At 73.5% G+C, this 20502-nt stretch carries 20 protein-coding genes; 13 read left to right on the top strand and 7 right to left on the bottom strand.

Features of this window, described 5'->3' with window-relative positions:
* Positions 1-136: 136 nt before the first annotated feature.
* A complete protein-coding gene (locus tag ACZ60W_RS06775) occupies positions 137-928 on the bottom strand; it encodes a hypothetical protein (RefSeq protein WP_469754285.1) in 792 nt (263 codons plus the stop codon).
* A 253-nt stretch (positions 929-1181) separates the two neighbouring features.
* On the opposite strand from ACZ60W_RS06775, the gene ACZ60W_RS06770 reads away from it, so the two are divergent.
* The 4 genes from ACZ60W_RS06770 to ACZ60W_RS06755 all read left to right on the top strand — a co-directional run bounded on the left by ACZ60W_RS06770 (position 1182) and on the right by ACZ60W_RS06755 (position 4804).
* Entirely contained in the window at positions 1182-2594 is a 1413-nt protein-coding gene (locus tag ACZ60W_RS06770) for a pyridoxal phosphate-dependent decarboxylase family protein (protein WP_469754284.1), read from the top strand.
* A 114-nt stretch (positions 2595-2708) separates the two neighbouring features.
* Positions 2709-3149 (top strand): GNAT family N-acetyltransferase, encoded by a 441-nt coding sequence (locus ACZ60W_RS06765; RefSeq protein WP_469754283.1) that lies wholly within the window; start codon positions 2709-2711, stop codon positions 3147-3149.
* A gap of 90 nt (positions 3150-3239) precedes the next feature.
* Complete coding sequence (locus ACZ60W_RS06760) at positions 3240-4319, top strand: NAD(P)H-dependent amine dehydrogenase family protein (RefSeq protein ID WP_469754282.1); 1080 nt, start codon at positions 3240-3242, stop codon at positions 4317-4319.
* Positions 4316-4804 carry a carboxymuconolactone decarboxylase family protein gene (locus tag ACZ60W_RS06755; RefSeq protein WP_469754281.1) on the top strand — a complete coding sequence of 163 codons (489 nt, stop codon included), beginning with the start codon at positions 4316-4318 and terminating at the stop codon, positions 4802-4804. The genes ACZ60W_RS06760 and ACZ60W_RS06755 overlap by 4 nt, the downstream gene beginning before the upstream one ends.
* A gap of 59 nt (positions 4805-4863) precedes the next feature.
* Here ACZ60W_RS06755 and ACZ60W_RS06750 read toward each other — a convergent pair whose 3' ends face one another.
* From ACZ60W_RS06750 to ACZ60W_RS06740, 3 genes are all read right to left on the bottom strand, one after another.
* Positions 4864-6507 carry a GMC oxidoreductase gene (locus ACZ60W_RS06750; protein ID WP_469754280.1) on the bottom strand — a complete coding sequence of 548 codons (1644 nt, stop codon included), beginning with the start codon at positions 6505-6507 and terminating at the stop codon, positions 4864-4866.
* A gap of 170 nt (positions 6508-6677) precedes the next feature.
* Complete coding sequence (gene aspA, locus ACZ60W_RS06745) at positions 6678-8111, bottom strand: aspartate ammonia-lyase (protein ID WP_469754279.1); 1434 nt, start codon at positions 8109-8111, stop codon at positions 6678-6680.
* Positions 8112-8471: 360 nt separating this feature from the next.
* A complete protein-coding gene (locus ACZ60W_RS06740; RefSeq protein WP_469754278.1) occupies positions 8472-9587 on the bottom strand; it encodes an asparaginase in 1116 nt (371 codons plus the stop codon).
* A 118-nt stretch (positions 9588-9705) separates the two neighbouring features.
* On the opposite strand from ACZ60W_RS06740, the gene ACZ60W_RS06735 reads away from it, so the two are divergent.
* From ACZ60W_RS06735 to thpD, 6 genes are all read left to right on the top strand, one after another.
* The gene (locus ACZ60W_RS06735) at positions 9706-10170 is read left to right on the top strand and encodes an Lrp/AsnC family transcriptional regulator (RefSeq protein WP_469754277.1); all 465 of its coding nucleotides are present in this window, start codon (positions 9706-9708) and stop codon (positions 10168-10170) included.
* A gap of 215 nt (positions 10171-10385) precedes the next feature.
* Positions 10386-11189 (top strand): endonuclease I family protein, encoded by an 804-nt coding sequence (locus ACZ60W_RS06730; protein WP_469754276.1) that lies wholly within the window; start codon positions 10386-10388, stop codon positions 11187-11189.
* Positions 11190-11562: 373 nt separating this feature from the next.
* Positions 11563-12093, top strand: a complete 531-nt coding sequence (ectA, locus tag ACZ60W_RS06725) for a diaminobutyrate acetyltransferase (protein WP_469754275.1) — start codon at positions 11563-11565, stop codon at positions 12091-12093.
* Positions 12094-12144: 51 nt separating this feature from the next.
* Entirely contained in the window at positions 12145-13428 is a 1284-nt protein-coding gene (ectB, locus tag ACZ60W_RS06720; RefSeq protein WP_469754274.1) for a diaminobutyrate--2-oxoglutarate transaminase, read from the top strand.
* A 25-nt stretch (positions 13429-13453) separates the two neighbouring features.
* Positions 13454-13858: an ectoine synthase gene (locus ACZ60W_RS06715; protein WP_469754273.1), complete on the top strand. Its 405-nt coding sequence runs from the start codon at positions 13454-13456 to the stop codon at positions 13856-13858.
* A 100-nt stretch (positions 13859-13958) separates the two neighbouring features.
* Positions 13959-14855: an ectoine hydroxylase gene (gene thpD, locus ACZ60W_RS06710; RefSeq protein ID WP_469754272.1), complete on the top strand. Its 897-nt coding sequence runs from the start codon at positions 13959-13961 to the stop codon at positions 14853-14855.
* Between the two features lie 283 nt (positions 14856-15138).
* Here the strand turns inward: thpD and ACZ60W_RS06705 are convergent, their stop codons facing one another.
* Positions 15139-16017: an RNA polymerase sigma factor SigF gene (locus ACZ60W_RS06705; protein WP_469754294.1), complete on the bottom strand. Its 879-nt coding sequence runs from the start codon at positions 16015-16017 to the stop codon at positions 15139-15141.
* Between the two features lie 181 nt (positions 16018-16198).
* On the opposite strand from ACZ60W_RS06705, the gene ACZ60W_RS06700 reads away from it, so the two are divergent.
* A complete protein-coding gene (locus ACZ60W_RS06700) occupies positions 16199-16627 on the top strand; it encodes an ATP-binding protein (protein ID WP_469754271.1) in 429 nt (142 codons plus the stop codon).
* A gap of 54 nt (positions 16628-16681) precedes the next feature.
* Here the strand turns inward: ACZ60W_RS06700 and ACZ60W_RS06695 are convergent, their stop codons facing one another.
* On the bottom strand, positions 16682-18193 hold the full coding sequence (locus tag ACZ60W_RS06695) for a SulP family inorganic anion transporter (protein WP_469754270.1): 1512 nt from the start codon (positions 18191-18193) through the stop codon (positions 16682-16684).
* 255 nt (positions 18194-18448) lie between these two features.
* A complete protein-coding gene (locus tag ACZ60W_RS06690; protein WP_469754269.1) occupies positions 18449-19015 on the bottom strand; it encodes an HPP family protein in 567 nt (188 codons plus the stop codon).
* A gap of 226 nt (positions 19016-19241) precedes the next feature.
* On the opposite strand from ACZ60W_RS06690, the gene ACZ60W_RS06685 reads away from it, so the two are divergent.
* A complete protein-coding gene (locus tag ACZ60W_RS06685; RefSeq protein ID WP_469754268.1) occupies positions 19242-20042 on the top strand; it encodes an N-formylglutamate amidohydrolase in 801 nt (266 codons plus the stop codon).
* Between the two features lie 10 nt (positions 20043-20052).
* A complete protein-coding gene (locus ACZ60W_RS06680) occupies positions 20053-20316 on the top strand; it encodes a DUF6296 family protein (protein ID WP_469754267.1) in 264 nt (87 codons plus the stop codon).
* The last annotated feature ends 186 nt before the right edge of the window (positions 20317-20502 follow it).

Here is a 20502-nt window from a genome sequence, read left to right as displayed (position 1 = left end):
TCGTCGCGGCGTGCCCCTCTTTCCTCTCCCCCCCCCCCCCCCCGCGCTCCCCCCCCCCCCCCCCCCCCCCCCCCCCCTCCCCCCCCCCCCCCCGCGGTCCGTCCCGGAGACGGACGGGGCGGTGTGGGGGATTCCGTCAGCGCGCGAGGTCGGGGGCCGGCCCCATGACGACGACGGGTTCCCGGGCCGGGTCGAGGGCGCGCAGCAGCTCGCGCAGGGGCTCGCGTTCCAGGGCGACGCACGCCTGGGTGGGACCGCCGTGGTCGACGTGGATCCAGACCCCGCCGCCCTTCTCCTCGCCCAGGGGGCGTTCCTTGTCGAGCGGGGTACGGCCGGGGACCCGGTTGTAGTCGATGGCGACGACGTGGTCGAAGGAGCCCTCCAGGGGCTCACCGGCGAATCCGGTGCCGCTGATGGCGAACTCCTCGTCCTCGTCGTACGGGAGCCGGGTGCCGGGGTCGGGCAGCCGGCCTCCCGCGTCGCCGAGCCGGAACACCCCGACGGGGCTGCGCAGGTCCCCCGCCGTGTGGTCGGCGGTCCAGCCGCGCAGCGCGTTGTGGGCGGGCCACGGCCCGGCGGCCCGGGTCCAGCGGCCGGCCGGGCCGCGGACGTACAGCGTCGCGATCGCGGTGTTGTCCTCGTCGTCGGAGCCGGTGACGACGAACGCCTGCGTGGTCCCGTCGGGCACCGCGGACTGGGTGGCGGGCCCGATGCCGGGGATGCGCGGCGCGGGGGCGGGCGCCGACGCGAGGGTGTTCGCGGCGGTGCCGGGCGGCCCCGCCTCGGGGCGCGCGTCGCCGGCGGCGGGCGCGGAGCTCGTGACGGGTGCGGGGGCGGGCGGCGCGGTACCGGCGCAGCCGGTCAGCAGCAGGGCCGCGCACAGTGTGCCGGCGCCGAGCAGCGTGGGGGCGCCCTTGCGGACGGACATGGGACGGCATCCTCCTGGCCGGGGGGCAATGGAGCGATGCGTACCCGTCCGGCGGTCCGGCGTCGCGCCGCGGCCGCGCCCTCACCCGTACGGCCGTGCCGACGGGACCGACCGGGGCGCGCGGCCTGCCTGCGGCCGGCCCGGCCGACGGGTGCGACCGCGGTCCGGCGCGGCCCGCCCCCGGACGCGGACCGGGCCACCTTCCTCGGATTGGCCCCCGCCTCGGCACCGCCGGCCTGCCTACGCTGATGTCATGCATCCCACGCTCGCCGCCGACCTCGACCGGCTCCCCGAACTCCTGCAGTCCGTCCGCGACTTCGCCGCCCGTGAGCTGTCCGCGCTCGGGGACCGGCCGGTCGCCGCCGCCGTGCGGCCGCCGGCCCCCGGCCCCCTCCCGGCGGACGGCGCCGGGGCGCGCGGGGCGCTGGAGCGGTTCGCGGAACGCTGGGAGCCCGGCTTCTCCGCTTCGGCGGGGCCGCGCTACCTCGGGTTCGTCACCGGGGGCGCGACTCCGGCGGCGCTGGCCGGGGACTGGCTCACCGGGGCCTACGACCAGAACGGCTCCAGCGGCGGCGGGTCGACGTCCGACGCCCTGGAGCGCGAGACGGTGGGCTGGCTGCGCGAGCTGTTCGGGCTGTCGGAGGCGCACGCGGGCGCGTTCGTCAGCGGCGCCACCCAGTCCAACACGGTGGGCCTGGCCGTGGCCCGCGAGTGGCTGGGCGAGCGGCTGGGGGTGTCGGTGTCGCGCGGCGGCGCGGCCGCGCTCGGTCCGGTCCACGTCCTGTCCGGCAGCCCGCACTCCAGCATCACCAAGGCGCTGTCCGTCCTGGGCCTCGGGCGGGACGCGTTGCGGACGGTGCCGCTGCTCGGCGGGGACCGGGAGGCCGTGGACGTGTCGCGGCTCGCCGAGGCGCTGGAGTCGCTGGACGGGCGGCCCGCGGTCGTGGTGGCCAACGCGGGTACGGTGAACACCGTCGACTTCGACGACCTGCGGGCGATCGCCGCCCTGAAGGAGCGGTTCGACTTCTGGCTCCACGTGGACGCCGCGTTCGGGGCGTTCGCCGCCCTCTCCCCCGGGCACGCCGGGCTGGTCGACGGGCTCGACGCCGCCGACTCGATCTGCGTGGACCTGCACAAGTGGCTGAACGTCCCCTACGACGCCGCCGTGCAGTTCACCCGCCGCCAGGACCTCCAGGTGCGGGTCTTCCACAACGAGTCGCCGTACCTCGGCCTCCCGACGGGGACGCCCGACTTCCTCCATCTGACCCCGGAGAACTCGCGCCGGCTGCGCGCGCTGGCCGCCTGGTTCTCGCTGACCGCGTACGGACGCGAGGGGCACGCCGAGATCGTCACGCGCTGCGCCGCGCTGGCCCGGAGGCTGGGCGCGGGGGTCGCGGAGGTGCCCGGGCTGCGGCTGCTGGCTCCGGTGCGGCTGAACGTCGTCTGTCTGACCCTCGCCGAGGAGCCGACGGCGGAGCGGCTCGCCGCGCTGGCACGGGCGGTCGCCGACTCCGGGGAGGCGTTCCTCACCCCCACGGTGCTGCACGGGACGCCGGGGCTGCGGGCCGCGTTCAGCAACTGGCGTACGACGGAGGCGGACACGGACCGGGTGCGGGACGCGCTGGCGCGGGCGGTCCGCGGCCTGTCCGCGCCGACGGACGGGTGAGCGCCACCGGCCGGCGGGCCGGGGACGGCCGTCCGGCGGGGGCCGCCGGCGGTGACCGTCCCGGTGGGGCCGAAAGCGGTTGACCGTTTCGGCGGAGCGCGGTTTCCTGCTGCGATGAACGATCTTCGTATCGAACGGGCGCGGAGCGAGGCACAGCTCGCGGACTGGCGGACCGTCCACAACACGATCATTCCCACGGCCGTGCTCGCGCCGGACGAGGTCCGGGAGCGGGCGGGGCGCAACCGGCTGGACGTCGCCTATCTGGGAGACGTCCCGGTGGGCTGCTCCACGGTCCGCCCGCCGGACGAGGAGACCCCGGCGGCGACCGTCATCGCGCGGACACTGCCCGGCTACCGGGGGCGGGGCTTCGGGACGGCGCTGTACGAGGCGGGGCTCGCGCACGCGCGGACGCTGAGCGACGCGGGCGTCGAGACGGTGGTGCTGGCCTCCAACGAGGAGGGGCTGCGGTTCGCCCTGGCACGCGGTTTCACCGAGGTGGAGCGGTACGTGCTGCCCGGGGACACGATCCCGTTCGTCGCCCTGCGGCTGGCCTGACCGGAGGTTCCCGCGGATTGAGCTGACGATTCGTCAGATCATGTCGTCACGGGTCTGGGAACCTTCGGGGCCCGGCGCTACCCTCCGCGCATGATTCGGACGGTGGTGTGGGGTACCGGAAATGTCGGGCGCGCGGCCATTCGCGCCGTGGACGCCCATCCAGGGCTGGAGCTCGCGGCCGTGCTGGTCTCGGATCCGGCGAAGGTCGGACGGGACGCGGGCCGGCTCGCCGGCATGGGACGCGACCTCGGGGTGGCGGCCGTCGACGACGTCGGCGCCGTCCTGGACGGCGGGCCGGGAGCGGTGGTGTACGCCGCCTCCGGCGACACCCGCCCCGACGGGGCGATCGAGGACGTGGCGCGCGCGGTCGCGTCCGGCGCGGTGGTGGTGACGCCCGCGCTGTATCCGCTGTACGACCAGCGCAACGCCCCGCCCGAGTTCCGCGATCCGATGCTCACGGCCGTCGCCGAGGGGGGCGGCTCGCTCTTCGTGTCGGGCGTGGACCCCGGCTGGGGCAACGACGTCCTGCCGCTGCTCGTGAGCGGTCTGGCGGCGACCGTGGACGTGATCCGCTGCCAGGAGATCTTCGACTACTCGACGTACGAGCAGGAGGAGTCCGTCCGGGAGCTGGTGGGCATGGGCAAGCCCCTGGAGTACGAGCCGCCGATGCTGTGGCCGTCGGTCCCGACCATGATCTGGGGCGGGCAGGTGCGCATGATGGCCCGCGCGCTGGGCGCCGAACTGGACGAGATCCGCGAGACGATGGAGCGGCGCCCGCTGGAGTCCACCGTGAAGACGCGGACGATGGGGATCTTCGACGCGGGGACGCAGGGCGCGGTCCGCTTCGAGGTGCAGGGGATCGTCGGCGGTGAGCCCCGCATCGTGATCGAGCACGTCACCCGGATCCACCCCTCGTGCGCGCCCGACTGGCCGGTGCCGCCGGACGGCGCGGGCGCGCACCGGGTGATCGTCGAGGGGAGCCCCCGGATCGAGGTGACGGTGGCGGCGACCGACGAGGGCGAGAACCGGTCCGCGGGCGGCAACGCCACGGCGGTGGGCCGGCTGGTCGGGGCGATCGAGTGGCTGGCGGCGGCCGAACCGGGACTGTACGACGCGCTGGACGTGCCGCTGCGTCCGGCGGTCGGCAAGCTGGGAAGGAGACCACGGTGATCATCGACATTCCCGAGGGGCAGGAGCCGATCGGGTACGTGTGGGGCGACATGGTTCCGGAGATCGGGACGGCGGCGGCGAACTTCTCGCTGTCGGTGTACGCCCACACGACCCTGGGGCTGCGCGAGTTCGAGGCGGCGCGGCTGCGGATCGCGCAGATCAACGGCTGCGGCTTCTGTCTGGACTGGCGCACCGACCGGGACGGGGAGAAGGTCGAGGAGGGGTTCGACGGGCTCGTCGCGGCGTGGCGGGAGACGGAGGTCTCGGAGACCTTCGACGAGCGGACGCGGCTGGCGGCCGAGTACGCCGAGCGGTACGCCCTGGACCACCACGGCCTGGACGACGCGTTCTGGGAGCGGATGACGGCCCGCTACAGTCAGGCGGAGATCGTGGAGCTCACCATGAGCCTCGGGTCCTGGCTGGCGTTCGGGCGGCTCAACCGGGTGCTGGGGCTCGACGCGGTGTGCGTGCTGCCGACGCACTGAGGGCGTGACGCGCGGAGGGGGCCGGCCGGTGGATCCGGCCGGCCCCCTCGTGTCGCCCGTCAGAAGTCCTCGGCGACGATCCGTTCGATGTTGCGCTCGGCGAGCGCGGTGATGGTGACGAACGGGTTGACGCTCGCGTTGCCGGGGATCAGGGCGCCGTCGATGACGTAGAGGCCCTGGTAGCCGTGGAGACGACCGTGGTTGTCGGTGGCCTTGCCCAGCACGGCGCCGCCGAGCGGGTGGTAGGTCAGATGGTCGCCCCAGATCTTGTACACGCCGAAGAGGTCGGTGCGGTAGATCGTGCCCTCCTTGGCGTTGATCTTGTCGAAGATGGTCTTCGCCGCGTCGATGGAGGTCTGCTTCCAGGCCCGGTCCCAGCTGAGGTCGACCTTCCCGGTGGCCGGGTTCCAGGTGAACTCGGCACGGTGCGGGGTCTTGGTGATCGAGAGGTAGAAGGAGGCGTACGTCTCGATGCCGGTCGGCAGCGGGGCGACCTCCGCGAAGGCGCCGCCGGCGTCCCAGTTGTCGATGCCGGCGGTGGGCATGGCCGACTGGAGCTTGCCCGTGGCGTCCCACATGTGGTTGGCCCGCCCGCACATGACGTTGCCGTTGTCGCCCCAGCCCTTGCCGATCTCGCCGTTGAGCGCGGGCAGGGCTCCGGTGGCCTTGAGGCGGGTGAGGAGCTTGCTGGTGCCGACGCTGCCGGCGGCGAAGAACACCTTGTCGGCGGTGACGGTCTTGGTCGCCAGGGTGGCCCCGGTGGTGTCGATCTGGTCGATGACGACCGTGTAGCCGCCCTGGGCCGCCGGGGTGACGGAGGTGACCTTGTGGAGCGCGGAGACGGTGACGCGGCCGGTGGCCGCCGCCTGCGCGAGGTAGGTCTTCTGGAGGTTCTTCTTGCCCGCGTTGTTGCCGTAGATGACCTCGCCGTCGAGGGCGGACTTCGGCACGTTGCCCGCGAGCTCCTGCTTCATGTACTCCCAGTCGTAGACGTTGGGCACGAAGACGAAGGGGAAGCCCGAGCGCTCGGCGTGCTTGCGGCCGACGCGGGCGTACTGGTAGCAGGAGGCGCTCTCCCACCACGCCTGGTCCACGGAGGTGACGCCGAGTCCGGCGTTGGCGCGCGGGTAGTAGGTGGAGTACATCTCCGCGACGTCGACCGTGGGGAGGATGGCGGGGAAGTTCTCCCGGCGGGGCGTGACCGCCATGCCGCCGTTGACGAGCGAGCCGCCGCCGACGCCGCGGCCCTGGTAGACGGTGATCCCGGCGAAGTCCTCGGCGTCGAGGATGCCGGTGTGGCGGGGGACGTCCTTGTCGAGGGGGAAGCCGAGGAAGTTGCTCAGCGGCTGCTTGGTGCGGGTCCGCAGCCAGAAGGAGCGGTAGTCGGGCTTGGTGGTGTTGGCGAAGACCTTGCCGTCGGGTCCCGGGGTGTCCCAGGCCATGCCCATCTCGACCATGTGCACGTTCACGCCCGCGCGGGCGAGCCGGAGGGCGGCGACGGAGCCGCCGTATCCGGTGCCGACGACGAGCGCGGGGACGTGCGCCCCGGTCGGGATGGGCGTGCTGGTGAGTCCGGTGACGGCCTGGGCCGGGGCGGCGTGTCCCACCAGGGCCGCGGCGCCGACAAGAGAACCTGTTCCCGCAAGGAATCTGCGACGGCTTACCCCGCCGATTCCCTTGGCGGACATGGGGTGTTCACTCATGTGACGTTCCTCACTCGCGAGTGAATGGGAACATGTTCTACTGTCGCGGATCGGGGAAGTCACGAGAAACCGACGGGTAACTTCACGTCGGTTTCCGGCCCGGCGGAACGCCCGGGCGGCTCGGCGTCCCCCCGCCGCCCGGCCCGCCGGCGCACCGGCGGGCCGGGCGGTCAGGACAGCACGGGCCCCGGGGCGCCGGTGAGGCGCTCGGGGGTGAGGAGCTCGGCGAGCCGGTGCGCGGGCAGCAGCCCCTTCTCCAGGGTGAGTTCGACGACGCCGCGGCCGGTGGCGAGCGCCTCCTGGGCGATGGCGGTGGCCGCCGTGTAGCCGAGGTGGGGGTTGAGCGCGGTGGCCAGGCCGATGGAGTTCTCGACGGCCGCGCGGAGCGCCTCGGTGTTGGCCGTGATGCCGGTGACGCAGCGCTCCGCGAGCGTCGTGCAGGCGGCCCGCAGCGAGAGGAGGCTCTTGGACAGGGCGTGGAAGATGACCGGTTCGAAGGCGTTCAGCTGGAGCTGCCCCGCCTCGGCGGCCATCGTGATGGTGATGTCGTTGCCGATCACCTCGAAGGCGACCTGGTTGACGACCTCGGGAATCACCGGGTTGACCTTGCCGGGCATGATGCTGGAACCGGCCTGGACGGGCGGCAGGTTGATCTCGTTGAGCCCGGCCCGCGGCCCGGAGGAGAGCAGCCGCAGGTCGTTGCAGGTCTTCGAGAGCTTGACCGCGATGCGCTTGAGCACGCCGGAGAGCTGGACGAAGGCGCCGCAGTCCTGGGTGGCCTCGATCAGGTTGGCCGAGGTGACGAGCGGCAGGCCCGTGAGGTCGGCGAGCCGGCGGCGGGCGGTCTCGGCGTACCCGGGGGCGGCGTTGAGCCCGGTGCCGATGGCGGTGGCGCCGAGGTTGATCTCGTGGATGAGCTCGATCGCCTCGGCGAGCCGGCCGCGGTCCTCCTCCAGCATCACGGCGTACGTGGAGAACTCCTGGCCCAGCGTCATCGGCACCGCGTCCTGGAGCTGGGTGCGGCCCATCTTGACGACGTCGCGGAACTCCAGGGCCTTGGCGGCGAAGGCGTCCTGGAGGACGGCCATGGCCTTGAGGAGCTCGAGGGCCGCGCCGATCGCGGCGATGCGGATCGCCGTCGGGTAGACGTCGTTGGTGGACTGGCCGAGGTTGACGTCCTCGTTGGGGTGGAGGCGGGCGTAGTCGCCCTTGGCGTGGCCGAGGAGCTCCAGGGCCCGGTTGGCGACGACCTCGTTGGCGTTCATGTTGGTGGAGGTGCCCGCGCCGCCCTGGACGACGTCCACGACGAACTGGTCGTGGAGGTGTCCCGTACGGATCTCCCGGCACGCCCCGGCGATGGCGGCGGCCTTGTCGGCGGGGAGCAGGCCCAGCTCCTCGTTGGCGCGGGCGGCGGCCTCCTTGACGGCGGCCAGTGCGTCGACGAGCAGGGGGTAGGCGGAGATCGGGGTGCCGGTGATGGCGAAGTTCTCGGTGGCGCGCAGGGTGTGGACGCCCCAGTAGGCGTCGGCCGGGACGTCCCGGTCGCCGAGCAGGTCGTGCTCGCGTCGGACGGGTGCGTCGTGCGGGGCCGGTGCGGGAACCATGAGTGCCGTCCTCGGGGCTGCGGGATGCGGGGCGTGCGGGAGGGAGGTGCGAGGGGAGTCGCGGGGGGGGTGCCGGCGCTGGGCACGTCGGGGCGCACGGCGCCGGCCGTCGGGGCCGGACGGGGTCCGTGCGGGGGAAGGCGCGGCCGTGGGGTGCGGGGCTTCAGGGTGTCGCGGGGGCCTCAGGGCGCCACCAAGCCGCACCGGGGCCGCGCCCTGGCGCGCGGCGGGGGCGGCGGACGGGACCGGGTGCTGCGGGGCCGGCCGCCGCCGGGGAGTTCCGCGGGGAGGGGGTGGGATCCGGCTCGCGGGCGGGTGGGGGGTGCTCCGCCCGCGAGCCGGGGTTCTGGGGTGCGTCCGTCAGGCGCGGGCGGCGACGGCCGAGGCCGAGCGGGAGCCGCCGGTGGCGAGGGCGGGCTCGGCGCGGACTGGGCCGTCCAGGAGGCGGCGCAGCCGGGCGGCGGCGCGGGCGGGGTCGCCGGCGGAGCCGTCGGCGAGGAGCGCGGCGAGGACGGCGATGCGGGCCTGGGCGGGCCGGAGCGTGCCGGTGAGGAGCGCTCCGGCGGCGACCAGGTCGACGGCTCCGCCGCCGGTGTAGATCTCGGCGAGCGGCCCGGACGGGACGCGGGTGCTCACGGCGACGAGGACGCCCTCGGCGACCGCGCGCGCCACGGCGGCGGCGATCTCGGGGGTGGCGTTGCCGGCGCCGGTCGCCTCCAGGACGATGCCGCGGGCACCGGCGGACACGGCGGCCTCGAAGAGGAACGCGTCGCCGTCGGAGTGGTGGGTGACGATGTCGACCCGGGGCAGCAGGGTGGCTTCGGAGCCGGTGGCGCCGGGGGTCGCGGTACGGGCGGCGGCGGGCAGCGGCAGGGGCGCGGGGCGCTCCGGCTGGCGCTCGATGTCGACGCGGGAGAAACCGACGCGGCCGAGGCGCTCCGCGGAGGGGTCGGAGAAGGCGTCCGCGGCGAGGGTGCGGGTCTTGACGGTGCCGCGCGCGGCGTGGACGCGGCCGTCGAAGACGACGAGGACGCCCAGCTCGCGGACGGTGGCCGCGACCTGGAGCGCGTCGTACAGGTTGCCGGGGCCGTCGCCGTCGCCCGTGCCGAAGGGGCGCTGGGCGCCGGTGAGCACGACCGGGCGGGCATCGGCGTGGTGGAGGTCGAGGAGGAAGGCGGTCTCCTCCAGGGTGTCGGTCCCGTGGGTGACGACGATGCCGTCGACGCCGGGGTCGGCGAAGGTCTCCTGGACGGTGCGCAGCAGGGCGAGCTGGTGGGCGGCGGTCATCCGCGAGCTGTTGACGTTGAAGAGGTCGACGACCTCGACGGTCACGCCCTCGGGCAGCGGGGCGGTGGCCAGGACGTCGTCGCCCGAGGCGTCGGCGGCGTATCCGGTGCCCTGCCAGCGGCTGGCGATCGTGCCGCCGGTGCTGATGACGACGATCCGGCGCGTTCCACCGTCGTTCGTCCGCTTCATGGCTGCCGTCCTTACTCCGTACCGAAATCTCCTGCGTCCGCAACGATAGGACAGGCGACGCGCAAGGCGATTGCGAAATTGCCCGCATCACCGTTTCATCGTGGTAGACAATTGCGCCATGGACAGAATTGATCTCCATATCTTGCGTGAGCTCCAGAACGACGGCCGGCTGAGCAACCAGGAGCTGGCCCAGCGGGTCGGCCTCAGCGCCTCCCCCTGCCTGCGCCGGGTGCGCCAGCTGGAGCAGGACGGGGTGATCCAGGGCTACCGCGCGGTCATCGACCCGGCGGCGGTGGGCCGGGGCTTCGAGGTGCTGGTGTCGGTGGAGGTGAAGCGGGACCGGGAGACCGTGGAGGCGTTCGAGGAGGCACTCCAGGACGTGCCGGACGTCATCGAGGCGTACCGCCTGTTCGGCAGCCCGGGCTGTCTGCTGCGGATCGCGGTGGCGGACCTCGCGGCCTACGAGCGGCTCTGGATCGAACGCCTGACGACGCTCGCCGGCGTCACCGAGGTGAACTCGCAGATCATCATGAAGCGCGTCAAGGAGCCGAAGGGCGTGCCGGTGGACGTTCGGGGCGCATAGCGCTCTCAAGACATATGCGGCGAGACCGAGTTGAGGTTCCGTCAACGGTTCCGCCGTATGCGAGAACGTCACAGAAAATCCCCCTCCCGGTTACACGACCACCCCCACCGCTGTGCCACGCTCCCGGCAACCAACCGTCAACACGCGTAGATCGCGGCACCGTCGAGCCGCCGCCGCGCTTCTCCGCGTGTCACCCTCCGGGAAAGGGCACCCCCATGTCCGCTGTACGGATCACCCGAGGAAAGGCGTGGGCCGCGGCCATATCCGCCGTCCTCGTCACCCTCACCCTCCCGACGGTCACCGCGACCCCCGCGAGCGCCACGACCACGGCGTACGACAGCACGTACTACAAGAACGCGATCGGGAAGACCGGCACGAGCCTCAAGGCCTCGCTGCACACGATCATCAGCAGCCAGAGCAAGATCTCGTACGACGCGGTGTGGAACGCCCTCAAGAACACCGACCAGGACCCGAACAACACCGCCAACGTGATCCTGCTGTACAGCGGCACCTCCCGCAGCAAGTCCCTCAACGGCGGTGCCGTGGGCGACTGGAACCGCGAGCACACCTGGGCCCAGTCCCACGGCAACTTCGGCACCTCGGCCGGCCCCGGCACCGACCTCCACCACCTGCGCGCGGCGGACGTCCAGGTCAACAGCACCCGCGGCAACAAGGACTTCGACAACGGCGGCAGCCCGGTCAGCGGCGCCCCCGGCAGCTACACCGACAGCAACTCCTTCGAGCCGCGCGACGCCGACAAGGGCGACGTGGCCCGCATGATCCTCTACATGGCCGTCCGGTACGAGGGCGACGACGCCTGGGCCGACCTGGAGCCCAACGACTCGACCACGAACGGCAGCGTCCCCCTCCACGGCCGCCTCTCGGTGCTGAAGCAGTGGAACGAGCAGGACCCGCCGAGCGCCTTCGAGGAGCGCCGCAACGACATCATCTTCACCACGTACCAGGGCAACCGGAACCCGTTCATCGACCACCCGGAGTGGATCGAGGCGATCTGGTAGACCCCGCGCCCCGTCGGCGCACGACACCGGCCGGAGCCGGGCCCGGGCACACCGCCCGGGCCCGGCTCCGGGCCTTTCCGGCGACGCCCCGCCGGGCGCGGACCGGATCGACCCGTACACCTGACCGCTTCCGGCGCCTTCAAACGTGAAGTGCGGGATTTTCTCACGTTCTTGAGGGACCGGTTCGGACACAGCCGAGACGTTATCCATCCGTGACAAACGGGCATTATGTCCCCCTCTGATGGCGTTCGCCGGGCGCCGACGAGCCGAATTACCCGCCCTGGACGGGTCGGCTCAAATATCACGATCAGTCGTGTCGAACAACCCCGTCGGACCAGGAAGTTCCGTCGGGCGCTCGGTAACTTCGGCGCCCATGACCACTGCACCTCTGACCACTCCGGTCGACGGCGTGACCGTCGGGCCGGCCCGCACCACGGACGGGGCCGACCTCTGGCGGATCGCGCGCGGCTCGGGGGAACTCGACCTCAACTCGCCGTACAGCTATCTGCTGTGGTGCCGGGACTTCGCCGACACGACCGCGGTCGCCCGTGACGCCTCCGGACGACCGGTCGGCTTCGTCACCGGGTACCTGCGTCCCGACGCGCCGGGGACCCTCTTCGTCTGGCAGGTCGCCGTGGAGGGTTCGCACCGCGGAACCGGGGTAGCCGGGACACTGCTCGACGCCCTCTCCGACCGCGTGGCCGCCGAGCACGGACTCGACCGGGTCGAGGCGACCGTCACGCCGGGGAACCTGGCCTCGGACCGGCTCTTCCGGTCCTACGCGCGCCGGCACGGGGCGGACCTCACCCAGGAGGTCCTCTTCCCGGCCGCCGCGTTCCCCACGGCGGGCCACGAGTCCGAGGTGCTCTACCGCATCGGCCCGCTCGGTTCGCCCGCCTCCTGAGCCGACCCCCCTGTCACCACGCCCGAACGACACCCTGGAGAAGACACTCCCGTGATCCTCACCGACATCGCCCCCTCCGTCTTCGAGACCGTCGAGTCGGAAGTCCGCAGCTACTGCCGTGCCTGGCCGGTCGTCTTCGAACGGGCCTCGGGCAGCAGGCTGTACGACGAGCAGGGCCGGTCGTACCTCGACTTCTTCGCCGGCGCGGGTTCACTCAACTACGGCCACAACGCACCGGTGCTCAAGCGCGCCCTGCTCGACTACCTCGCCTCCGACGGCATCACCCACGGCCTCGACATGTCGACGACGGCCAAACGCGACTTCCTGGAGACCTTCCGCGAGGTGGTCCTGGAGCCCCGCGCCCTGCCCTACAAGGTGATGTTCCCCGGCCCCACCGGCACCAACGCCGTGGAGGCCGCCCTCAAGCTCGCCCGCAAGGTCACCGGGCGCGAGACCGTCGTCTCCTTCACCAACGCCTTCCACGGCATGTCGCTCGGCTCCCTCGCCGTCACCGGCAACGCCCTCAAGCGCGCCGGAGCGGGCGTGCCGCTGAACCACGCCACCCGGATGCCCTTCGACCACTACCTCGGCGGCCAGGTCCCGGACTTCCTCTGGTTCGAGCGGCTCCTGCGCGACCCCGGCTCCGGCCTCGACCACCCCGCGGCCGTGATCGTCGAGACGGTGCAGGGCGAGGGCGGCATCAACGTCGCGCGCCCCGAGTGGCTGCGCGCGCTCTCCGAGCTCTGCCGCCGGCACGACATGCTCCTCATCGTCGACGACGTCCAGATGGGCTGCGGGCGCACCGGCGACTTCTTCTCGTTCGAGGAGGCGGGCATCACGCCCGACATCGTCACGCTCTCCAAGTCCATCAGCGGCTACGGCCTCCCCCTCGCCCTCTGCCTCTTCCGGCAGGAGCTCGACGTGTGGGAGCCGGGCGAGCACAACGGCACCTTCCGCGGCAACAACCCCGCCTTCGTCACCGCCACGGCCGCCCTGGACGCGTACTGGCGCGACGGCACCCTGCGCGAGCGCACCCGCGGCCGGGCGGGCCGGGTGCGGGACGCCCTGCTCGACCTCTGCGGTCCCGGCCGGGGCGCGGCAACCGCGGTCCGCGGCCGCGGTCTGGTCTGGGGCCTGGAGTTCGCCGACGGGGAGCGCGCGGACGCGGTCTGCCGCCGGGCCTTCGAACTCGGGCTGCTCCTGGAGACCTCCGGCCCGCGCGGCGAGGTGGTCAAACTCCTGCCGCCGCTGACCGTGACGGACGAGGAGCTCGACGAGGGCCTGCGCATCCTGGCCCGCGCCGTGCGCCACACCGCCGAGCGCCTCGCCGCCTGACCCCCTCCACCGAAAGGCACCACCCATGATCGTCCGTTCCTTCGACGAGCTGGAGAACACCGAGCGGCACGTGAAGGCCGCGTCCGGGACCTGGGAGAGCAAGCGCATCGTGCTCGCCCGCGAGCGCGTCGGGTTCTCCCTCCACGAGACCGTGCTGTACGCAGGTACCGAGACCTCCATGTGGTACGCCCACCACGTCGAGGCCGTGGTCTGCACAGCCGGCGAGGCCGAGCTCACCGACCACGAGACCGGCCGGACGTACACGATCCTGCCCGGGACCATGTACCTCCTCGACCGCCACGAGCGCCACAGCCTCAAGGTCAAGCAGGACTTCCGCTGCCTGTGCGTCTTCAACCCGCCCGTCACGGGCCGCGAGGACCACGACGAGAACGGCGTCTACCCGCTCCTCACCGAGCCCGACCAGGTCTGAGCCCCGGACCCCCGCCCCCCGGCCGGGCCGCGACCGGCGCGCGTCCGGCCGGGCCCGGGACCACGACGAGCCCGTACGCGAAAGGAAGGCACCCCGCCCCATGACCTCCGCACCCACCCGCCCCGTCGACCTCTACCCCACCCGTGGCGCCCAGGAGGTGCTCATCGGCCGCAAGGACCCGGTCGTGTGGTCGGAGCCCGGCACACCCGGCCCGTTCTGGGCCCGCGAGCTGGAGGAGTTCGACCGCGACGGGTTCCTCACGGTCGACGAGCTCGTCACGCCCGAGGAGGTCGACGAGCTCCGGGCCGAGCTGGACCGGCTCGTCTCCGACCCCGCCCTGCGGACGGACGAGCGGGCGATCGTCGAGCCCCGTTCCCAGGAGATCCGCTCCGTCTTCGAGGTGCACCGGATCAGCGAGGTCTTCGCCCGGCTCGCGCAGGACCCGAGGGTGGTGGGCCGGGCACGCCAGATCCTGGGCTCCGACGTCTACGTCCACCAGTCACGGATCAACGTCAAGCCGGGGTTCGGCGCCAGTGGCTTCTACTGGCACTCCGACTTCGAGACCTGGCACGCCGAGGACGGGCTGCCGCAGATGCGGACCGTGTCGGTGTCGATCGCGCTGACCCCGAACCACACCACCAACGGCAGCCTCATGATCATGCCGGGTTCGCACCGCACCTTCCTGGGCTGCGCGGGGGCCACGCCGACGGACAACTACAAGAAGTCGCTGCAGATGCAGGACGCCGGGACGCCGTCCGACGAGGCGCTGACGACGTTCGCCGAGGCCTGCGGCATCCGCCACTTCACCGGCCCCGCGGGCTCGGCCACCTGGTTCGACTGCAACGCCCTGCACGGCTCCGGCGACAACATCACACCGTTCCCGCGGAGCAACGTCTTCCTCGTCTTCAACAGCGTCGAGAACCTGCCGGAGATGCCGTTCGCCGCCCCGGTCCGCCGCCCCTCCTTCATCGCCACGCGGCCGGAGGACAGGTCATGACGGCGGCACCGCCGGCGAGAGCGGCCGCCGCACCGCGGTGAAGGTCACCGAAGTGCCTGGGGTCCCCGTCGACGACGGGGACCCCAGGCAGTTCGTCGTGCTCCCCGGCCGGCGTCCTGCCCCGACGACGCCGGCGGGTACCCGGCCCGGTGGACCGAGGACGGGCCCGGACGGCGGCCGAGGAGCACACCGGGACGCCGAAAGCCCGTCCGGAGGACGGGCTTTCGGGCGACGGGGCGAGGGTGCCGGTGCGCCCCCGGCCTGTCCCGGGGCGCACCGTCGGTCAGCCGCCCGTCCCGGTGTCGACCATGCCTTCCCGCAGGCGCTTGAGGCTGCGGGCCAGGAGCCGTGAGACGTGCATCTGCGAGACGCCGAGGCGTTCGCCGATCTGCGCCTGGGTCAGTTCCTCGACGAAACGCAGGTGCAGGAGGAGCCGGTCGCGCTCCTCGAGGGCCTCCACCAGCGGCGCCAGGGTGTGGAAGTCCTCGAAGAGTGCGAGGGCCGGGTCCTCCTCGCCGATGAGGTCGGCCAGGGCGGCGTCGTCGTCCTCGCCGTCGCCACCGCCTATCGTGGCGTCCAGGGAGGTGGAGTTGTAGCCGTTCGCGGCCAGCTGCGCCTCGACGACCTCGCTCTCCGACAGGTCCATGTGCGGGGCCAGCTCCGCGACCCTGGGCGCGCGGCCCAGCTTCGAGCTCAGCTCGTCGGTCGCCTTGGCCAGCTCCACGCGGGCCTCCTGGAGCCGGCGCGGGACGTGGACGGCCCAGGTGGTGTCGCGGAAGAACCGCTTGATCTCGCCCTGGATGTACGGAACGGCGAAGGTGGTGAACTCGACCTCACGGCTCAGGTCGAAGCGGTCGATCGCCTTGATGAGACCGATCATGCCGACCTGGACGATGTCGTCCATCTCGTCGGCGCGCGCCCGGAACCGCCCGGCGACGTACCGCACGAGCGTCATGTTCATCTCGATGAGGGTGTTCCTGACGTACTGGTACTCGTGGGTCCCCTCCTCCCGCTCCGCGAGCTCGCGGAGGAACACCTTCGTCAGGGCGCGGGCGTCGCGGGGCGCGACCTCCTGGGGGGCCTCGAGAACAGGCAGTTCCTCACGCGTACCGTTCGTCACGCTTGTCGTGTTCGTCACGTACGTCGTCGTCGCCTCGGTCATCTCGGTCCGCACGGGGACAACCTCCTCCAGCTCACAGCTTGTTCCGCGGTCGCGGCCCTCGTACCCCGGTCTTCACGGAGTACTCCTCCTTTCTTCCGACCGGATGAAAGGCATCACTCCGGGCCGACCGGGAAGGCGGATTCCGTCACCCCAGGACGCATCAGGAAGAAAGGGATTCGCCATGACAACCCGCAGCGACCCCCGGACCCTTACGTCGGTGGAGGCGGTCCCTCGCGGCAGCGTGAGCGGCGGGCCGTACCGGGTCCGCACACCGGCGCAGGCACGCCGGTTGGTCCGGCACGCCGTCGCGGGACTCGGCGGTCTTCCGCCCGCGCGGTGCGAGGACCTGCTCCTCGTCACCTCCGAACTGGTCACGAACGCGATGCGCCACGGCGGCGGCGTCACGGGCTTCGGCGTCACCGTCGGAGGCGACCGGGTGACCGTCTCCGTGGCCGACGCCAGCGGGCGGTCCCCGCACTGCGAACGCCGCGACGAGCTCCGCCCGGGCGGCTACGGCTGGCCCATCGTGCTGCGGCTGTGCCGCGAGGTGACGGTGGACTCCCACCCGGCCGGCAAGACGATCCACGCCGCGGTTCCGCTCGACCGCTGAGGACGGCCCCTCCGCCCCCTTCGCAGCCCCGCCGGGGAGGTGACGCGCCGTCGGTCAGGGCGCGGCCGGCGCCGGCTCGCCGTCGGAGGGCCGGGCGGTGCGCCCCTCGGGCGGACCGTGCAGGAGCACGGAGCCGGGGCCGGCCGTCCGGTGCCGCTCGGCCCAGGTGTCGAGGGCGGCGCGGCAGGCGTGGTCCAGGTGCTGGAGCCGGGACAGGTCCACTTCGACGGGGCGGTCCCGCGGCAGGGATTCGAGCGCGTCGAGCATCGTGGGCAGCCGCAGGAAGTTGGCGTTCCCCGTGAGGCTCACCCGCACCGGACCCGGACCGTCGTCCGTGCGCTCCACCCGGAGGTGCGACACGTCCCACGCGGCCTTGGCGACGGAGAGCACCAGCCCGATCAGCACCCCCTCCAGCATTCCGCCGGCGACGATCGAGACGGCCGTGGTGACCAGGACGAGCGCCTCGCCCCGGTGTCCCCTCCAGAGGGCGGCCACGGCGCGGAAGGGGATCAGCCTCCACCCGGCGTGGACCAGGATGCCCGCGAGCGAGGCGACCGGCACGTACGCCAGGGTCGCGGGCAGCAGGGCGGCGAAGACCAGCAGCCACATCCCGTGCAGCACCCGGGACGCCTTCGTCCGGGCGCCCGCCCGGACGTTGGCCGAGCTGCGGACGATGACGGCGGTCATCGGCAGCGCGCCGAGCAGGCCGCAGACCGTGTTCCCGACGCCCTGGGCGACCAGCTCCCTGTCGTAGTCGGTGCGGGGCCCGTCGTGCAGACGGTCCACCGCCGCCGCGCCGAACAGCGACTCCGCGGAGGCGATCAGCGCGAACGCCAGGACGGTGCCCAGCAGGGCGACGTCGGTCAGGGCGGCGAACGCGTCGGACCCGGGCGGCCGGACCGCGTCCAGGACGCCGCTCACCCGCACGGTGGCCAGGGGCGGGTCCGCCACGGCGGTGACGAGCGCGGCGAGCAGGACCGCCGCCAGTGCGCCGGGTACCGCCCGGACGGGCCGGGGGACGAAGCGCCATCCCACGATCACCAGGATCGTGCCGGCCGCGACGGCGAGCGGGACCAGCAGGGAGGCGTCCGTCAGGGCGCGTCCGAGGGCGGCGGGCAGTCCGGCGATCCGGGCGGGCCCCGACGCGGGGGCGTCGATGCCCGCCGCCGCGTACAGCTGGCCGGCCACGATGACCAGGCCGATGCCGGCGAGCATGCCCTCGACGACCGAGGCGGAGATGGCCCGGAACCAGCGGCCCCACCGCAGCAGGCCCACCAGGATCTGGAGCAGTCCCGCGAGGAGGACGACGACGCCGAGCGCGGCGAGTCCGAAGGCCCGGACCACCTCCAGGACCAGGACGGTGAGGCCGGCGGCGGGACCCGAGACCTGGAGGCTGCTCCCCCGCATCAGGCCGGTGACGACGCCGCCGACGATGCCGGTGACGAGGCCGAGTTCGGCGGGGACGCCCGAGGCGACGGCCACCCCGATGCAGAGCGGCAGGGCGACGAGGAAGACGACGACGGACGCGGCGAAGTCCTGCCGGAGGTGCGGCCAGGAGGACAACATGCGGTTCTCTCCCCTCACTGCGCCGGTGCACGGTCGGGCACCGGCCACGCAAGGGAATACGCCCTCGGAAGCCCTGCTCGGGGAGGGTCCGGCGCTTCGGGTGGGTTTCCGTCCGGAACCCGCCGGAAGGTGACCCGATCACCCGGGGGAACGGCGCCCGGGGGTGCGGCGCTCCCGGGGCGCACCGGCCGCAGGCGCCCGCTCACCCGCGCCGCGGAGGGCGTACGGCCGCTCACGCGGGGCGCGGGGCCCGGCTCACCACCAGTAGGCGGGGTATCTCGGGGCGCGGCGGCGGATGCGGGAGGCGCAGTACGCGGTCAGGACCAACAGGACCGTGGCCCCGAGGAGCAGCGGGACGAAGCGGGCCGGCGCGGGCGCCTGGAGCACGATGACCACGGAGGTCGCGCAGGCCGGGGAGTGCGGGGTCCTGGCGAGCGTCGTCAGGGCGAGGGTCGCCCCGGCGGCGACGGCGGCCGCCCACGCGCTGCCGCCGGCGGCGGCCGCGACCGCGTATCCGGCGGCGGCGCCGAGGAGGTGACCGACGATCACGCTGCGGGGCTGGGCGAGGGGGAGGGCGGGCGCGCAGTGCACCAGGGCCGCGCTGGCGGCGAGCGGCGGTATCAGCACCGGTTCGTGGATCAGGGCGCCGAGCGCGACGAGCCCGAGCAGGGCGGCCGTCGCCGCGCTCACGCTGTGGAAGGCGGCGGCGGGGGCCGGGCGGGCCGGGGCCCTTCCGGACATCCGCGGCCGGCGGGGCGGCTTTCCGGGGGTCGCGGGGGCGGTGGGGCCGGTGTCGGGGCGCAGGGCGGCGTCGGTGCTCATGTGAGGCGGTGGTTTCCGGGGCAGGCGGCCGTCGGCCGGGGCGAGACAGGGGTCGGGTGGTCGTGCGGGACCCTGTGATCGACAGTCGGCCCGGTCCGGCGCCTGGACCTGGTGCGGCGGCGCGACCTCGCACCACTCTAACCAGCGGGTTCGCGGCGGAGCGGGCCGGGGTGGCGGGCGAGCGGGCCCGGTTCCGGCGGCGGCCGGTCCGTGGCAGGCTGAGGCGATGATCCCGGACTCCTTCGCGCTCCTGGCCGGTGACCCCGGCTCCCCCGTGCTCCTGCACGTGCCGCACTCCTCGCGCGTGGTGCCGCCGGAGGTGCGCGGGGACATCGTGCTCGACGACGGGGAGCTCGCCGCGGAGCTGGACCACCTCACCGACGCCCACACGGCGGAGATCGCCGCGGCGGGCGCCGCGGCGGCGGAGATCGCGCCCTGGCGGTTCGTCAACCGGCTCTCCCGGCTCGTCGTCGACCCCGAGCGGTTCCCGGACGAGCGCGAGGAGATGCTCGCCGTCGGCATGGGCGCGGTCTACACGCGCACGACGCACCGCGTCCCGCTGCGTCCCGACGGATTCGATCCGGCACCGCTCGTCGACCGGTACTTCGGTCCGTACGCCGGGGCCATGACCGAGGCCGTGGCGGGGCGCCTGGCGGCGACGGGGCGGGCCGTGGTCGTCGACGTCCACTCGTACCCGACGGAGCCGCTGCCGTACGAGCTGCACGGCGAGGGTCCGCGGCCGCCGGTCTGCCTCGGGACGGACGCGTTCCACACGCCGCCGGCGCTCCTGGAGGCGGCGCGGGAGGCGTTCGGCGCCTTCGGGGGTGTCGCGACGGACACGCCGTTCGCGGGGACGTACGTGCCGCTGCGGTACCACCGCAGGGACCCGCGGGTCACCGCGCTGATGGTCGAGATCCGCCGGGACCTGTACATGAGCGAGCCGGGCGGACCCGCGGGGCCGGGCCTGAAGGCCCTGGGCGCCGCGCTGGCCGCGCTCTCCGACGCCGTGACCCGCCGAGCGGCGTAAAATCAGGCAAATGAGCACACTCCGGTACGAGCTGGTGTTCTCCGACGGCGCGGGCGGGGCCCGGGACGTCGTGGTGGTGGAGCGCACGGCGTCCACGGGGTCCGGAGGACACCCCGTCTACTGCGACGCGACCGGCATCATCCGCGCGGAGATCAGCGATCGCGACGAGGTCCGCCTCATCGCCTCGGGCGGGCACCAGGAACACGCCTCGGGCGTGACGGCCCGCCCCCTGACCGAGGACGGTCCCGGGAACGCGGCGGGCCCGCCGGGCTGAACCGGCCCGGCCCGAGCTCCGCGGCGCGCAGGGGGTGGGACCCCGGGAGGGGAACGGTCGTCGTCGGTGCGGGCCAGGCGGGTGATCGCGGAGCGACTTCGCCGGCGATGGCGCGGCGTCCCGCCGGTCCGCTCGACGAGGCGCGACAGTGGACGGGATTCCCGGCCGGACCCGCCCGGAGCCCCT

It is taken from the genome of Streptomyces sp. NPDC104202, assembly GCF_055584185.1.
This window is presented reverse-complemented; position numbering and strand designations above follow the sequence as displayed.

Coding starts and splice junctions, on each gene's coding strand:
- ACZ60W_RS06685 (WP_469754268.1), top strand. CDS start 19,242: ATGATCCCGGACTCCTTCGCGCTCCTGGCCGGTGACCCCGGCTCCCCC.
- ectA (WP_469754275.1), top strand. CDS start 11,563: ATGACCACTGCACCTCTGACCACTCCGGTCGACGGCGTGACCGTCGGG.
- ACZ60W_RS06715 (WP_469754273.1), top strand. CDS start 13,454: ATGATCGTCCGTTCCTTCGACGAGCTGGAGAACACCGAGCGGCACGTG.
- ACZ60W_RS06735 (WP_469754277.1), top strand. CDS start 9,706: ATGGACAGAATTGATCTCCATATCTTGCGTGAGCTCCAGAACGACGGC.
- ACZ60W_RS06750 (WP_469754280.1), bottom strand. CDS start 6,507: ATGAGTGAACACCCCATGTCCGCCAAGGGAATCGGCGGGGTAAGCCGT.
- thpD (WP_469754272.1), top strand. CDS start 13,959: ATGACCTCCGCACCCACCCGCCCCGTCGACCTCTACCCCACCCGTGGC.
- ACZ60W_RS06705 (WP_469754294.1), bottom strand. CDS start 16,017: ATGACCGAGGCGACGACGACGTACGTGACGAACACGACAAGCGTGACG.
- ACZ60W_RS06765 (WP_469754283.1), top strand. CDS start 2,709: ATGAACGATCTTCGTATCGAACGGGCGCGGAGCGAGGCACAGCTCGCG.
- ACZ60W_RS06695 (WP_469754270.1), bottom strand. CDS start 18,193: ATGTTGTCCTCCTGGCCGCACCTCCGGCAGGACTTCGCCGCGTCCGTC.
- ACZ60W_RS06700 (WP_469754271.1), top strand. CDS start 16,199: ATGACAACCCGCAGCGACCCCCGGACCCTTACGTCGGTGGAGGCGGTC.
- ACZ60W_RS06730 (WP_469754276.1), top strand. CDS start 10,386: ATGTCCGCTGTACGGATCACCCGAGGAAAGGCGTGGGCCGCGGCCATA.
- ACZ60W_RS06775 (WP_469754285.1), bottom strand. CDS start 928: ATGTCCGTCCGCAAGGGCGCCCCCACGCTGCTCGGCGCCGGCACACTG.
- ACZ60W_RS06770 (WP_469754284.1), top strand. CDS start 1,182: ATGCATCCCACGCTCGCCGCCGACCTCGACCGGCTCCCCGAACTCCTG.
- ACZ60W_RS06690 (WP_469754269.1), bottom strand. CDS start 19,015: ATGAGCACCGACGCCGCCCTGCGCCCCGACACCGGCCCCACCGCCCCC.
- ACZ60W_RS06760 (WP_469754282.1), top strand. CDS start 3,240: ATGATTCGGACGGTGGTGTGGGGTACCGGAAATGTCGGGCGCGCGGCC.
- ACZ60W_RS06740 (WP_469754278.1), bottom strand. CDS start 9,587: ATGAAGCGGACGAACGACGGTGGAACGCGCCGGATCGTCGTCATCAGC.
- ACZ60W_RS06680 (WP_469754267.1), top strand. CDS start 20,053: ATGAGCACACTCCGGTACGAGCTGGTGTTCTCCGACGGCGCGGGCGGG.
- aspA (WP_469754279.1), bottom strand. CDS start 8,111: ATGGTTCCCGCACCGGCCCCGCACGACGCACCCGTCCGACGCGAGCAC.